Source organism: Nocardia brevicatena NBRC 12119 (genome assembly GCF_000308495.1).
GTDB classification, from domain to species: Bacteria; Actinomycetota; Actinomycetes; order Mycobacteriales; family Mycobacteriaceae; genus Nocardia; species Nocardia brevicatena.
Genome location: NZ_BAFU01000023.1, coordinates 1 through 14,590 on the forward strand (window position 1 = coordinate 1; position 14,590 = coordinate 14,590).

The following is a 14,590-nucleotide window of genomic DNA, read 5'->3' on the forward strand; positions in this document are numbered from 1 at the left end:
TTGAGGCCGCGCCTTCGGCGCGGCGTGTTCGCGGCCTTCAGGTCTCGTGTTTCGGCGCCCGAGACTCGCGCCTTCGGCGCATGCGCTTCGGGCGCCGGAACACGAGACGGCCGCGAACGGGGCCGCGACGGCGCAGCCCCGACGGGGAGATGAATCGGTAGAGACGGGGAGATGAATCGGTAGAGGTCGCGGCGTTTTCGGGGTGAGGGCTTGGTGGGTTTCGGGTCGCTGTTCGGTGGTGCGCGTCGGGGATGGGGGGTTGGTGGGGTGCGGTGGGTAGGTGATGAAGGGTCCGGCGTGTCGCGACAGGGGGTTGTGGGTGAGCGGGTTCGGGGCAAAGTGGTGCCAGACTGGGGGCTATGGCAGTTATCGGTGGCTCCGGTGAGTTCGGGGTCCGGTCGGTGGACGATCGGGTCGCGCGCTCGGATGCCGCGATCGCCGCGGCGGGCGGTGACCTGGTCGCGCTCTCGCACGATATCCACCGCGAACCCGAACTGGCCTTCGAGGAGACCCGCAGTGTGGCGAAAGTGCTCGCACCGCTGGCCGAACGCGGTTTCGAGATCGAGCGCGGGGTCGCCGAACTGCCCACGGCGTTCCGGGCCCGCTACGGCAGCGGGGCGCTGACGGTCGGGCTGTGCGCCGAATACGACGCGCTCCCCGAACTGGGACATGCCTGTGGGCACAACATCATCGCCGCGGCGGCGGTGGGGGCGGCACTCGGGCTGGCCGAGGTGGCCGACGAGCTCGATATCACCGTCCTGGTACTCGGCACCCCCGCGGAGGAGAGCGGTGGCGGCAAAGTGCTCATGCTCGAACGCGGTGCCTTCGACGATGCGGCGCTGGCCATGATGGTGCATCCGGGCCCGTACGATATCGCCGGCGCGCGGTCCCTGGCGCTGGCCGATCTGTCCGTGGTTTTCCACGGTCGGGAAGCGCACGCCAGCGCCGCCCCGGAAGAAGGCCGCAACGCGGGCGACGCGGTGACGATCGCGCAGGTCGCTCTCGGCCTGCTGCGGCAGCACCTGCGGCCCGGCCAGCAACTTCACGGTATAGTCGGCGACGGCGGCGTAGCCCCGAACATCGTGCCCGGCCGTGCGGAACTGCTGTACTACCTACGCGCAGTCGACTCCGCATCCCTCGGCGATCTGATGCGACGTGCGTCGGCTTGCTTCGAGGCGGGCGCCCTCGCGGCCGGCTGCACCCACGAAATACGGATGCTCGCTCCGACCTACACCGAGCTCACGCCCGACCCGGCACTACTGGCTGCCTATCGAGAGCAGATCGCCGGACTGGGCCGGGTGCCGATCGCACCCGAGCTCGAGGCGCAGCGACCGCTCGGCAGTACGGACATGGGCAATGTGACCAATGTCCTCCCGGGGATTCACCCCGTCATCGGCATCGATGCCGGTGGCTCGGTGACCCATCAGCCCGGGTTCGCGGCGGCAAGTGTGAACGCCTCGGCCGATCGCGCCGTGTTGGACGGGGCGACGGCGCTCGCGCGTACCGCAATCGCGGTCGCCGGCGATGAAATGCACAAGGAGAGATTGTTGCAGGGGGTCGTTCGACGACAGGAGGATATTCGGTGAGCACAAGCGGCCGTTCGGTGCGCAGCGGACAGGACGCGGTCGAGGCGTGGCTGGCCGAGCACACGGTCGATCTCGTCCAATGGCGCAGGCATATCCACGCCAACCCGGAACTTTCCCGCACCGAATTCGCCACCACCGAATTCGTCGGCACCTGGCTGACCAAGGCCGGGCTCACCCCCCGGGTACTACCCGGTGGCACCGGTCTGATCTGTGATATCGGTCCCGACGACGGCCCACGGATCGCCCTGCGCGCCGATATGGACGCCTTGCCGCTGCAGGAATTCACCGGCCACGATTTCGCCTCCACCGTTCCCGGTGTCTCGCACGCCTGCGGCCACGACGCGCACACCACCATTCTGCTCGGCACCGCGCTGGCGCTGGCCGACCTGGATCTACCGGTGGGTATCCGACTGATCTTCCAGCATGCCGAGGAGGTCATGCCCGGCGGCGCGCTGGATGTGGTCGACACGGGAGCCCTGGCGGGTATCGAGCGCATCTTCGCGCTGCACTGCGATCCGCGTCTGGAAGTGGGACGGGTGGGTATCCGGGTCGGCGCCATCACCTCCGCCGCCGACACCGTGGAACTGGTGCTGGACTCGCCCGGCGGCCACACCTCCCGCCCCCACTTGACCAGCGACCTGGTCTACGCCATCGGCACCGTCATCACCGGCCTGCCCGGGCTGCTCAGCCGTCGTATCGACCCGCGCACCAGTACGGTCATGGTGTGGGGTGCGGTGAGCGCCGGTAAGGCCCCCAACGCGATCCCGCAGACCGGCATGCTCACCGGCACCGTCCGCACCGGCGACCACGCCACCTGGTCGCTGCTGGAACCGATGGTGCACGAGATCGTCGACGGACTGTTGGCCCCCACCGGCGTCCGCTACCAGCTCAACTACCGCCGCGGTGTGCCGCCGGTGGTCAACGACGAGCATTCGGTCCGCATGTTCGAACGGGCCATCGCCGAGCTGGGTCCCAACGCGCTCGCCGACACCCCGCAGTCCGGGGGCGGGGAAGACTTCTCCTGGTATCTGGAAGAAGTCCCCGGTGCCATGGCCCGCCTGGGCGTGTGGTCCGGTCAGGGCGAACAGCTCGACCTGCACCAGCCCACATTCGACCTGGACGAACGCGCCCTCGCCGTCGGTGTGCGCACCTTCACGAATATTGTGTTCGATTTCGATCGCGCCGCCTCCGGCGGCGCGGGGTTGCGCCCCTGACGGGTCTCGCGTTTCGGCCCCCGAGACTCGTGCCTTCGGCGCATGCGCTTCGGGGGCCGAAACGCGAGACGGGCCGCAACCCTTTGAGGGCCTCGTAAGACTCGGCACCTGGCACCTGGGGACGGTGGGGTCTGGGGATCTCGGTTGATACGGGCGGTGGGGTGGGTGCCCGATCGGTTTCGGGCCGGGAACTCAGGTGAAGTTGTTGCCGGGGCCTACGTTGCGGCTGTTGCGGGTGCGCAGGGCGTGCACGTAGTCTTCCGGCGCTCCGGCCTTCTCCGCCGCGTCCGCCATCACGCCGATGTACCGTGCCGACGGCAGACCACCCTCGTACGCGTCGAGCACATACAGCCACGCCAGGATCGGTTCGGTCCCGCTGCCGGGATTCGGTGTCACCCGCAGTCGGATCTTGCGGTGGATACCGAAATCCGAGCCTTCCCACCGGTCCAGCCGCTGCTCGTCCTCCGGGGAGACGTCGTAGAGCACGACGAAGACGCGTGAGCCGGGTTCCTCCACCACCGTGGCCAGCGGGCCCTCCCAGCCGATATCGTCTCCGCTGAAGGTGAGTCGCCAGCCCTCCAACCAGCCTGTTCCGAACATGGGGGAGTGCGGACAGCGCTCGAGCATCTGGGTCGAGTCCATGTTGGACCCGTAAGCGGCGTAGATCGGCACGGTAGGAAAGGGTAGCCGGTACCCCATCGAGTGTGTTTGTCGCCGCGTCGATGGGCGCGGCCGGACATTGGTCCGCCGCCGGTCGCGGCGGAGTCGGAGCAGCGGCGACCCGCGCACGCGCACCTGTTCGTCACGACCGATAACGTTGACGAGTGCCGGAGATCCCGGTCCGAACTGTTCGAGCGGAGGGGTGCATGACCCGTATTGCGATCATCGGTGGTGGACCGGCCGGCTACGAGGCTGCGCTGGTGGCGGCTCAACACGGGGCCGAGGTCGCGTTGATCGATTCGGACGGTATCGGCGGGGCCTGTGTGCTCTGGGACTGTGTGCCGTCGAAGACGTTCATCGCCTCCACCGGTGTGCGCACCGATCTGCGACGCGCCCGCAACCTCGGGATCACGCTCGATCCGAGCCAGGCGGAGGTCCGGCTGCCCGAGGTGCACGAGCGGGTGAAGGCATTGGCGCTGGCCCAGTCATCGGATATCAGCTCCAAGCTGAAGACCGCGGGAGTGCGGGTGCTGGCGGGTCGGGGGCGGCTGCTGGACGGCGGCGCGGGGCGGGTGACGCACCGGGTCGAGGCACGGCTCGCCGACGGGACGCAGGAGATCGTCGAGGCCGAAGTGGTGCTGATCGCGACCGGCGCCAGTCCGCGGGTGCTGCCCGGAGCCGTACCGGACGGGGAACGCATCCTGAACTGGCGCCGGCTCTATGACCTGACGGAACCGCCGGAGACACTGGTGGTGGTGGGTTCCGGTGTGACGGGCGCCGAGTTCGTCTCCGCCTACACCGAGATGGGCGTGCAGGTGAAGCTGGTGTCCAGCCGGGACCGGGTGCTGCCGGGTGAGGACGCCGACGCCGCCCTGGTGCTCGAGGACGCCTTCGCCGAACGCGGGGTCGAGCTGATCAGGAACGCGCGGGCCGATTCCGTGCGGCGGACCGACAGCGGTGTCGAGGTGATGCTGGCCGACGGCCGCACGGTGACCGGCTCGCATGCCCTGATGACCGTCGGCTCCACCCCGAACACCACCGATCTGGGTCTGGAGCAGGTGGGTATCGAGTTGGATCGCGGCGGTTACCTGCGGGTGGACCGGGTCTCCCGCACCGCTGTGCCCGGTATCTACGCCGCGGGCGACTGCACCGGACTGCTGCCGTTGGCGTCGGTGGCCGCTATGCAGGGGCGGATCGCGATGTATCACGCGCTCGGCGAGGGGGTGAGTCCGATTCGGCTCAAGACCGTCGCGTCGGCGGTGTTCACCCGTCCGGAGATCGCCACGGTCGGGGTGAGCCAGACGGCCATCGACAATGGTGAAGTGCTCGCCCGCACGGTGATGTTGCCGCTGAACACCAATCCGCGGGCCAAGATGTCGGGCCTGCGGCGCGGGTTCGTCAAGATCTTCTGTCGTCCCGCCACCGGTGTGGTGATCGGCGGTGTGGTGGTGGCGCCGATCGCCTCCGAGCTGATTCTGCCGATCGCGCTGGCGGTGCAGAACAATTTGACGGTCACCGACCTGGCGCAGACCTTCTCGGTGTACCCGTCGCTGACCGGCTCGGTGACCGAGGCCGCGCGGCAGCTCATGCGGCACGACGACCTGGGCTGAGCGCCGGGGGCATACGCGCAGGTGGTTCCGCAGGCGCCGGAACCTGTTGTCCGCAGGCGGTTCCGATACCCCCTTCGACCGGTAGGTCTTCCTCCTGGTGGGATGCCTTCGCCGCGTTGCCGTATCGGCCCGGGTGTGATTCACTTCCGGGGCAGAGATGCGATCGGCGGGCGGTCGCGTGGTTTGTTGTCGGGGGGCTCGCCCTATCCGGGCGCGAACGGCGAACGGCCCCGGGTCGTTCCGTTGTCGCGTATCTCGTCAGTGTGATGACTGGGTGCGGGTCGGTAGGGCCGCATTCGAGAGGGATTGGGCGAGAAGTGAGACATCATAAGCCGAATCGGGCGCAGCGCACCGCGGTGAGTACCTCGCTGCCGTTGGCCGCGGCGGCCGCTGTGGCCACGCTCTTCGCGTCGCCCGCGGGGGCCGCTCCGAACGATCAGCCGGCCACGCCGAGCACTCCGGCTCCGGTGCAGCCCGGTACCACCGATCCTGAGCAGGGTCCGCAGACCACGCAGCCGAGCCCGAGCCAGCCGGGCGTGCAGGACCCGCGGGACCGGCAGGACGGGCAGAACAACCCGCCGACACCGAGCCAGCCGGGTGTTGTGACCCCGGAGCAGGATTCCGGACCCGAGGGCCAGAAGCCGACCCGGCCCGTTCAGCCGGGTGTCACCCCGCCGCGCGTGGCGCCGCTGCCGGTGCCGGGTCAGCCCGGTCCCACGGATCCGGCGCTGACCCCGCGCGAGCCGGGAGCGCCCGCTCCCGAGGGGGCGGCTCCGCGGACCCCGCCTCCGGGTGCCGACGGTGCCGTGGCCCCCGGTTCCGAGGCCCCCGCTCCGGAAATGGACACCCTGGTCCAGCCGGAGGCCTGGGTTCCCCGCTTCGAATCGGCCCCCGCCGCGCCGGTGGTCGAGATGCAGGGACCGCACGCGGAGTTCGGCGCCAGCGTCGACGGTGGCAGCCTGCTTCCCGGCCATATCGCGAATACGCACCACTTCACCAACGAGTCGGGTTATGTCGGCACCGTCGGCTACCGGACGCCGGACGGCCCCGGCGAGGCCGGGGTGTCGGTCGAGTTCGTCGATGTGAACACCATCAAGGTGGACGCCTTCGTGGGCGGACCGGGTCTGGCGGACCAGAAGGTCGGCACCGTGATCGACACCACCCAGGTGAACGCCGCTCGCGCGGCCGTGGAACAGTGGATCGCCACCCAGCCGGGTGGTCAGGCCGCACTCGATGCCGCGGCGCAGATCAAGCCGCCGCCGGTGTTCCCCGCGGGCGACTTCGGGCCGCAGACGATCAACCTCGGTGGCGCCACCACCCAGTGGGGTGGTTCACTCCAGTACTGACATGGGCAGATCGGACGGGTGGGGCGGTTGCTGTGTGCGGCCGCCCCACCCGTGTGTCCTGGAAAGGGATGGGCTGTGACGGGCGAGGGTGAAGGCAGCAACAGCGGTTCCGATAAGGCCGACTTCGGTCCGCCGACCGGTGAGTTCGGTCCGCCGGTTTCCGATTTCGGTCCACCGACGGGGGAACTGCCCGTCCCGGGATGGCAGCCCGAGTCGGCACCGGAGAATTCCGAGCTCACCTGGCGGCCGGCCATGGAATCCGCGCCGTCCCCGTCGGTGCCCGCCCCTGCACCGCAGTTCCGGGCGCCGGACAGCGGCACGCCGGAGATGTCCAGGCCGGTGTTTCGGCCTGCCCCGGACGCTTTCGGTCCGGAGCTGTCGGTCCCGGTATCCCGGCCTGTTCCAGAGTCGACTTTCGGTCCAGAGTTGTCGTCGCCGGTGTTTCGTCCCGCGCCGCGGGAACAGGACGCGGACACCACCGTCCGCCATCCGATCGACCGGGATACCCGGTGGAGTCCTTCCTCGGCCGATACGTCGGCGTCGTCGACCGAGCGGTCCGGATCGGCCGAGAGCCATTCACCGTCCGGCCTGTCCTGGGACAACGACCCGATCGCGCAGCAACTCACGCCGCAGTCCGTGGCGAGCGCGCTGACCCCGGCCAAGCGCCGCACCTCGACCGGTAACCGACTGGTCCTGATCGCCGCCGTGGTCGTGGCCGTATTCGCCGTCGCCGCCGGGGTGTGGGCGCTGATCCGGGGCACAGGCACGGATAGCACCGCCGCCCCGGCGCCTCCCGCCGGCGGCGCCACGTTGGACTGCCCGGCCACCCAGGACGGGAAAATGACCACCGGCAACGGCCCGGGGGACACCGCCAGCGGGGCGGGCGCGATCCTCGGTTTCCAGCATGCGTACTACTCCGATCGTGACGCGACCCTGGCGCATACGTTCGCGGCATCGGGCGCGAACCTGCTGGCGCCCGCCGAACTGCAGAAGGCCATCGACGAGCAGATCCCGCAGGGCACGACCTATTGTCTGCGCATCGTGGAAACGGCCCCGGATCACTTCAATGTGGAGATCACCGAGCTTCGTCCCGACGGTACCCGGTTGGTGTACTGGCAGGGCGTCACGACCGTGAACCGGGACGGGCGGACCCTTATCCAGTTGATCGACCCGTACGAGTAGTAACGAGCACTGCTCGTAGCAGGCTGTCGCAACCCTTTGTGCCCGGGACGGGACGGATTCGTTCCTTGCTCCCGGAATCGACCGTCTGCCGGCCGGTTCGGTATCGCTCATGCGGAGTATTGCCGTGGTCGCTCCCCGTCGGCCGGGTATATCGACGAACCGCACCGACACGCCTCGCCGCGGTGCCGGCCGAGTGTCGCTACGGACTGCCCTCGATAGATCCGAATTCCGAGCGGTCCCCTCGCGGTCCGGGTTGGGCGTACCGGTAACTCGACCCCATCTCGGAATCGGGTGGGGTCGAATCGTGTGAGGGCGAAACGGCGAGCCACCCGTGTCGGAGCGAGGCCGGTGTGGGAGCGCGGTGATGGCCGGGTACGGAATTGACCTTTCTCAAAATATGAGACAACAATTTCATATTATGGTAAGCGTATGAGACAGTGGGGTAACGCGCAGCTCCGCTATCCCGGAGGTCCCATGTCCCCGCATCGCCCACGGTTGGCCGGCAAACTCTCCGGACTCACCAGCTCCGCCATTCGTGACCTGCTGAAACTCACCGCACGCGGGGATATCATCAGCCTCGCCGGCGGCCTGCCCGACGCGAACCTCATGCCGGGCGAGCGGATCGCGGCCGCCGCGGAAGCCGCCCTCCGCGACAGCGCGAGCCTGCAGTACACCGAATCGCCCGGCTGGGGCCCGTTGCGGGAGGTGCTCGCCGGTCGGGAATCGACGCGACTCGGTCGGCCCGTCGATACGGCCGAGATATTCGTCACCCACGGTTCTCAGCAGGCGCTGTCGCTGCTGGCCGAGGTGCTGCTCGACCCGGGTGCCCCGGTGGTGGTCGAGGACCCGGCCTATGTCGGCGCACTCCAGGTCTTCCGTGCGGCCGGGGCCCGGATCACGGCAGTGCCGATGGACGCCGAAGGGCTGCGGGTGGATCGGTTGGCCGAGCTGCTCGCCCGCGGCGAACAACCCGCCGTGGTGCACACCGTGAGCAATTTCCACAATCCCGGCGGAGTGACCATGAGCCCGGCGCGACGCCGCGCGCTCGCCGAACTGGCCGAAACCCACGGCTTCTGGGTGATCGAGGACGACCCGTACGGCGAACTCTGGTTCGACGGTCCCGCCCCGGCGCCGGTCGCCGCCTACTCGCGTCACGTGATCCGGTTGTCGTCGGCATCCAAGATCATCGCCCCCACCCTGCGGGTCGGCTGGATGAACGCACCCGAAGAGGTCTGCCGCGCGGTGGAACTGCTCAAACAGGGTGCCGATCTGTGTGGATCCGCGCTCACCCAGCAGATCGCCGCCGACCTACTGGCCGATACCGACTGGCTGCGCGCGCATATCGACACCGTCCGCGGCGCCTACGCCGACCGGGCCAAGGCGCTCGTCCACGCCGTCCGCGCACAGCTCGGCGACCGACTGGCCTGCACCGACGCCTCCGGCGGTATGTTCGTCTGGGCCGATTTCACCGACGGCACCGATACCGAAACCCTGCTGCCGCGCGCCCTCGACGCCGGTGTGGCCTATGTGCCCGGCCGGGCATTCGCGGTCGGCGCGGGATACTCGAATTCGCTCCGCATGTGCTTCACCACGGCCATCCCGGAAACCCTCACCGAGGCGGTCGCCCGACTGGGCCGCGCCCTCGGATGAGACGTGCCACGCCGGTTCGGTGCCGCGTCACAGTGCTCCACTACGACAGTGACCACGACATGATCGCCGACATCACCGGGCAACTCACCCAGTGGGTTGTTACCCCTGAAACGGCCGACCGACGCAGCACGGTTGATCTGTGACATACCGTGTCAATCCGCCCAGTTGTAGGTGCGTTCTACGGCCTTGTTCCAGGCGGTCAAGTGGTCCTTGCGGTCCTCGGCCGACATATCGGGATGCCAGGTTTTGTCGGCGGACCAGTTGGCGCGGATATCATCGAGCCCCGACCAGTAGCCCACGGCGAGACCGGCCGCGTAGGCGGCGCCGAGCGCGGTGGTCTCGTTGACCGAGGGACGAACCACCGGGAGGTCGAGGATATCGGCCTGGAACTGCATGAGCAGATCGTTGGCGACCATTCCGCCGTCCACCTTGAGAGTGCCGAGTTCCAATTCCAGCCGTTGCGATTCGGCGTCGGCGCGCATGGCGTCGATGACCTCGCGGGTCTGGAACGCGGTCGATTCCAGGACGGCGCGGGCGAGATGGGCCTTGTTCACGAAACGGGTGAGACCGGCGATGACGCCACGGGCGTCGGGGCGCCAGCGGGGAGCGAACAGACCGGAGAACGCCGGGACGATATAGGCACCACCGTTGTCGTCGACGGTGCGGGCCAGCGCTTCGATCTCGGCGGCATCGGAAATGATGCCGAGATTGTCGCGGAACCACTGCACCAGCGAACCCGTGACGGCGATCGAGCCCTCCAGTGCGTAGACCGCGGGCTGGTCGCCCAACCGATAACACACGGTGGTGAGCAGTCCGTGACTGCTGAACACGGGTGTGTTCCCGGTGTTCAGCAACATGAAATTGCCGGTGCCATAGGTGTTCTTGGCGTCGCCGGGCGACAGGCACGCCTGTCCGAAGGTGGCCGCCTGCTGATCGCCGAGAATGCCGGAGACCGGGACACCCGCCAACGGCCCCGCGGTGATCTCCGCGTACACCTCCGACGAACTGTGGATCTGCGGCAGCATCGCCATCGGCACCCCGAAGTCGGCGCAGATCCGTTCGTCCCACCGCAACGTCCGCAGATCCATGAGCATCGTTCGGGACGCGTTGGTGACATCGGTGATATGCCGGCCGGTGAGCCGCCACAGCAGCCAGCTGTCCACGGTGCCGAAGCACAACTGGCCTGCTTCGGCGCGCTCCCGGGCGCCCGGGACGGTGTCGAGGATCCACCGCAGTTTCGGGCCCGCGAAATAGGTGGACAGCGGCAGTCCGGTGCGGTCGGCATACCGGGTAGGGCCGACGGACCCGCCGAGTTCGGTGCACAGCCGGTCGGTGCGGGTGTCCTGCCAGACGATGGCGTTGTGCACGGGAACACCGGTCTCGCGATCCCACACCACCGTGGTCTCGCGTTGGTTGGTGACCCCGACCGCCGCGATATCGGCCGCATCGACCCCGGCTTCGTCCATCACCGCGCCGAGGACGAATTCGGTATTGCGCCAAAGTGTTTCGGCGTCGTGCTCGACCCAGCCGGGGTGCGGGAAGATCTGCTCGTGTTCCCGTTGGGCCATCCCTGCGACATGCCCCCGACGGTCGAAGAGGATGCACCGGCTCGACGTGGTGCCCTGGTCTATCGCAGCCACATAGCGCATTGGCTGAGCTTAATTGCCCGCGCATTCGCGCGGGCGGGGTTGCGGCCCTGACGGGTCTCGCGTTTCGGCGCCCGAGACTCGTGCCTTCGGCACATGCGCTTCGGGCGACGAAACGCGAGACGGGCCGCAACCCTTTGTGGGCCTCGTAAGACACGGCACGTGGGGTGCGTGGGTGTGGGGGGTGCGTGGGTGTGGTGGGCGGAATGGCGCGTGGTTCGGCGAGGGGCGGGGAGTGTGGGATGTGGTGTGGCGCAGCCCAGTGGGGATTGGTTCCTTCGGGGGTGTCCGTGGGGTGCGGGGTGATGGTGGTCTCGATACGGGATTGATGGTGAACTCGATGCGGGATGTTGGGCTGGGTTGCGCATAGGCTGTACGGCGGACGCGGGGATATGCAGGTGGTCTCGTAGCACCCGTACTCGAGGAGTCGAACCGATGACCAAGAAGCCGGGATCGCAGTTTCTCGGACCGCAACAGCGCCGATCGGCGTGGGAGCGGTTGGACAAGGACCACTTCGATGTCGTGGTGGTCGGCGGCGGAGTGGTGGGTGCGGGTATCGCGCTCGACGCCGCCACCAGAGGTCTGAGCGTCGCGCTGGTGGAGGCGCGGGATCTGGCGTCCGGGACGTCGAGCCGGTCGTCGAAGATGTTCCACGGCGGGTTGCGCTATCTGGAGCAGTTCGAGTTCGGACTGGTGCGGGAGGCGCTCGCGGAACGTGAGCTGTCGATGTCCACCCTGGCCCCACATCTGGTGAAACCGCTGCGGTTCCTGTATCCGCTGACCCGTCGGGTATGGGAACGGCCCTATGTCGCCGCCGGGCTGATGCTGTACGACACGATGGGCGGCGCCAAATCGGTCCCCGGGCAGCGCCACCTCACCCGGCACGGCGCGCTGCGGCTGGCGCCGGGGCTGCGTGGCACCTCGCTGATCGGCGGGATCAGCTACTACGACACGGTTGTCGACGACGCCCGGCACACCATGACCGTCGCCCGTACCGCCGCCCACTACGGTGCCGTGATCCGCACCTCCACCCAGGTGGTCGGGTTCCTGCGGGAAGCCGACCGGGTGGTGGGGGTGCAGGTACGCGACAGCGAGGACGCCCGCACCGCCGAGGTGCGCGGTCATGTGGTGATCAATGCCACCGGGGTGTGGACCGACGAGATCCAGGCGCTGTCGCAGCTGCGCGGGCGGTTCCACGTGCGCGCGTCCAAGGGGGTGCACATCGTGGTGCCGCGCGACCGGATCGCCAGCGATACCGCGGTCATCCTGCGCACCGCGACCTCGGTGCTGTTCGTCATCCCGTGGGGCGCGCACTGGATCATCGGCACCACCGATACCGACTGGAACCTCGATCTCGCCCACCCGGCCGCCACCAAGGTCGATATCGACTACCTGCTCGACCGAGTGAACCAGGTGCTGGTCACCCCGCTGACCCACGACGATATCGACGGCGTCTACGCCGGGTTGCGCCCGCTGCTGGCCGGAGAGAGCGACGAGACTTCCAAACTGTCCCGCGAGCACGCGGTCGCCCGGATCGCGCCGGGTCTGGTCGCCATCGCCGGCGGAAAGTACACCACCTACCGCGTAATGGCCCGCGACGCCATGGACGAGGCCGCCCAGGACATCCCCGCGCGGGTTTCGCCATCGATCACCGAGAAGGTGCCGCTGCTGGGCGCCGACGGATACTTCGCCCTGGTCAACCAGACACTGCAACTCGCCGAGGAATACGGTGTGCACCCCTACCGCGTGAAACACCTGCTGGGCCGGTACGGCTCGCTCATCGACGAAGTGATGGCCATGGCCGCCGGCCGCCCCGAACTCCTGCAGCCGATCATCGAGGCGCCGTCGTATCTGCAGGTGGAGGCGGTGTACGCGGCGGCGGCCGAGGGGGCGCTGCATCTGGACGATGTGCTGGCCCGCCGCACCCGCATCTCCATCGAGTACCCGCACCGCGGCTCCGACTGCGCCGAGGAGGTCGCCCGGCTGGTCGCGCCGGTACTGGGCTGGGACGAGGAGGAGATCGACCGGGAGGTGCGGACGTATCGGGCGCGGGTGGACGCCGAGGTGCGTTCGCAGACCCAGCCCGATGACGCGGCGGCCGACGCCCTGCGCATCGCCGCGCCCGAACCGCGGCCGCAGATCCTGGAACCGGTGCCCGTCGAACCTTGAGCACGTGGTAGCGGGTGCCGCCCGGTGACCGTGCCAGGGTGGGATCAGGGCCGGATGGTGGGCGGTTCCTGCTGCGTCGGGGTCGGCGTGAACGGGGTGGCGGGCGCGCGGTGCGCGGGTGCCGGGTGCAGCAGGAAATAGCAGAACACCGCGGTCGCCGCTATGGCCAGGGCTGTGATCAGTAGCCTGCCGGTAATGGCGGCCGGCCGGGTGCTGCGGGAAATCATGGGGCCTGCTCCGGGGCTCGACGCGGACATCCTGTGTGTCGCGCGATAGATATCGCGTATTAGCCGTCGATGGCATACCTCACATGTTTTCGGTCCCGCCCCGTACGTGACCTCGGTGAAGTAGAGGGCAGACATGTGGTTCGAGTCGGGCCTCTCCACGGCCGGGCCGGCGCGGATCAGTCCGGCGGCGGTTGGCAGCGGGGACAGAAATAGATACCGCGCTCGCGGCGGCTCACCCGGTCGAATCCGGGGACGGTCTCGCCGAGCAGTTCCACCCGTAACGGTGTCCCGCACCGTTTGCAGGGGCGGCGGGCGCGGTCGTAGACCAGCGGCCGCCACGGCGGTTCGACCGCTGCCTTGCGCAACACCCGGTGGGCCTCGTGCACCAGGGCGAGCAGATCGGGTACCGCGCCGACCGGGGTGGCCGGGTGGACACGACGCAGGTAGCAGATCTCGCTGCGGTAGATATTGCCGATCCCTGCGAGATTGCGCTGGTCCAGCAGTGCGTCACCGATCGATCGCTCCGGATGTGCTGCCAGCCGGAGCTCCGCCTCGGCGGGATCCCAGTCGGGGCCCAGCAGGTCGGGGCCGAGATGGTCGATGACGATGTGCTCGTCGACGCGGCGCAACACCTGTACGGTACCCAACTCGAAACCGACGGCCTCCACCTCGTCGGTGGCCAGAACCACCCGTGCGGTGACCCGCGGTTTGGTCCAGCGCTGACCACAGTGGAACACCCGCCAACTGCCCTCCATCTTCAGATGGGTGTGCAGGCTCACCGACTCGGTGCGGATGAACAGGTGCTTGCCGTAACTGCCGACGCTGTCGATCCGCTGTCCGCGCAGATCCACCGTGGCATAACGCGGAACGCGGAAGTCACTGCGGGTGAGAATTTTCCCGGCCAGGCCGGCACGCAGTCTGTCCGCGGTACGGAAGACGACATCACCTTCGGGCATCGCCGCACCTCACCAGGTGGACTGTCCGAGCTCTTCGGCAGCGGGACGGACGTCCCCGGCCCGCCGATGCCAGGCGCCACGGGTCGGATTCGCGAGCGGATGACGGGTCATGGGCGCGCAAACCGACCGTCCCACGGCCGTCTCGGCGTCGGTCACCTCGCCGGCGCGGTTCGGCCTGCCCGATGCCGACAGAACTCCGACGTCGAAACGAGCCGGGACATGGATAACGGTAGGCGCGATCCTCGTCGTTACCGCGGCCGCCCGATCGTCCTGCACCAGGATGTCGACCATCGCACTGGCATCGAGGACGATCTGACCGGAGGCGCTCACCGGCGAATTCCCCC

Annotated in this window: 12 protein-coding genes; 7 read left to right on the top strand and 5 right to left on the bottom strand. The window is 68.6% G+C overall.

What is annotated here, in order from left to right; translation table 11 throughout:
* Window positions 1–359: 359 nt before the first annotated feature.
* A complete protein-coding gene (locus ON20_RS04910) occupies window positions 360–1,586 on the top strand; it encodes a M20 family metallopeptidase (protein WP_051161661.1) in 1,227 nt (408 codons plus the stop codon).
* Window positions 1,587–1,603: 17 nt separating this feature from the next.
* The gene (locus tag ON20_RS04915; protein WP_051161687.1) at window positions 1,604–2,800 is read left to right on the top strand and encodes a M20 family metallopeptidase; all 1,197 of its coding nucleotides are present in this window, start codon (window positions 1,604–1,606) and stop codon (window positions 2,798–2,800) included.
* A gap of 192 nt (window positions 2,801–2,992) precedes the next feature.
* On the opposite strand, the gene ON20_RS04920 is transcribed toward ON20_RS04915, so the two are convergent.
* Complete coding sequence (locus tag ON20_RS04920) at window positions 2,993–3,472, bottom strand: gamma-glutamylcyclotransferase family protein (protein WP_040833751.1); 480 nt, start codon at window positions 3,470–3,472, stop codon at window positions 2,993–2,995.
* A gap of 194 nt (window positions 3,473–3,666) precedes the next feature.
* Between ON20_RS04920 and ON20_RS04925 the strand changes: the two genes are divergently transcribed.
* The 4 genes from ON20_RS04925 (at window position 3,667) to ON20_RS04940 (ending at window position 9,248) form a co-directional block, all read left to right on the top strand.
* Complete coding sequence (locus ON20_RS04925) at window positions 3,667–5,070, top strand: NAD(P)H-quinone dehydrogenase (RefSeq protein WP_040833752.1); 1,404 nt, start codon at window positions 3,667–3,669, stop codon at window positions 5,068–5,070.
* Between the two features lie 317 nt (window positions 5,071–5,387).
* A complete protein-coding gene (locus ON20_RS04930) occupies window positions 5,388–6,416 on the top strand; it encodes a hypothetical protein (protein WP_245547061.1) in 1,029 nt (342 codons plus the stop codon).
* Window positions 6,417–6,491: 75 nt separating this feature from the next.
* Entirely contained in the window at window positions 6,492–7,598 is a 1,107-nt protein-coding gene (locus ON20_RS04935) for a DUF8176 domain-containing protein (RefSeq protein ID WP_040833753.1), read from the top strand.
* Window positions 7,599–8,072: 474 nt separating this feature from the next.
* Window positions 8,073–9,248 carry an aminotransferase-like domain-containing protein gene (locus tag ON20_RS04940; RefSeq protein ID WP_040833754.1) on the top strand — a complete coding sequence of 392 codons (1,176 nt, stop codon included), beginning with the start codon at window positions 8,073–8,075 and terminating at the stop codon, window positions 9,246–9,248.
* Between the two features lie 152 nt (window positions 9,249–9,400).
* Here ON20_RS04940 and glpK read toward each other — a convergent pair whose 3' ends face one another.
* Window positions 9,401–10,897 carry a glycerol kinase GlpK gene (glpK, locus tag ON20_RS04945; protein ID WP_040833755.1) on the bottom strand — a complete coding sequence of 499 codons (1,497 nt, stop codon included), beginning with the start codon at window positions 10,895–10,897 and terminating at the stop codon, window positions 9,401–9,403.
* 432 nt (window positions 10,898–11,329) lie between these two features.
* Here glpK and ON20_RS04950 point away from each other — a divergent pair, with 432 nt between their 5' ends.
* A complete protein-coding gene (locus ON20_RS04950) occupies window positions 11,330–13,063 on the top strand; it encodes a glycerol-3-phosphate dehydrogenase/oxidase (protein ID WP_040833756.1) in 1,734 nt (577 codons plus the stop codon).
* Window positions 13,064–13,107: 44 nt separating this feature from the next.
* Here the strand turns inward: ON20_RS04950 and ON20_RS04955 are convergent, their stop codons facing one another.
* The 3 genes from ON20_RS04955 to ON20_RS37595 form a co-directional block, all read right to left on the bottom strand.
* Window positions 13,108–13,290, bottom strand: a complete 183-nt coding sequence (locus ON20_RS04955; protein ID WP_040833757.1) for a hypothetical protein — start codon at window positions 13,288–13,290, stop codon at window positions 13,108–13,110.
* 176 nt (window positions 13,291–13,466) lie between these two features.
* Window positions 13,467–14,246, bottom strand: a complete 780-nt coding sequence (locus ON20_RS04960) for a DNA-formamidopyrimidine glycosylase family protein (RefSeq protein ID WP_040833758.1) — start codon at window positions 14,244–14,246, stop codon at window positions 13,467–13,469.
* 9 nt (window positions 14,247–14,255) lie between these two features.
* Complete coding sequence (locus tag ON20_RS37595) at window positions 14,256–14,576, bottom strand: hypothetical protein (protein ID WP_051161663.1); 321 nt, start codon at window positions 14,574–14,576, stop codon at window positions 14,256–14,258.
* Window positions 14,577–14,590: the final 14 nt, after the last annotated feature.

Excerpts from the sequence above, each read along its gene's own strand:
- ON20_RS04960 (WP_040833758.1), bottom strand. The coding sequence starts at position 14,246 with ATGCCCGAAGGTGATGTCGTCTTCCGTACCGCGGACAGACTGCGTGCC.
- ON20_RS04910 (WP_051161661.1), top strand. The coding sequence starts at position 360 with ATGGCAGTTATCGGTGGCTCCGGTGAGTTCGGGGTCCGGTCGGTGGAC.
- ON20_RS04925 (WP_040833752.1), top strand. The coding sequence starts at position 3,667 with ATGACCCGTATTGCGATCATCGGTGGTGGACCGGCCGGCTACGAGGCT.
- ON20_RS04940 (WP_040833754.1), top strand. The coding sequence starts at position 8,073 with ATGTCCCCGCATCGCCCACGGTTGGCCGGCAAACTCTCCGGACTCACC.
- glpK (WP_040833755.1), bottom strand. The coding sequence starts at position 10,897 with ATGCGCTATGTGGCTGCGATAGACCAGGGCACCACGTCGAGCCGGTGC.
- ON20_RS04950 (WP_040833756.1), top strand. The coding sequence starts at position 11,330 with ATGACCAAGAAGCCGGGATCGCAGTTTCTCGGACCGCAACAGCGCCGA.
- ON20_RS04955 (WP_040833757.1), bottom strand. The coding sequence starts at position 13,290 with ATGATTTCCCGCAGCACCCGGCCGGCCGCCATTACCGGCAGGCTACTG.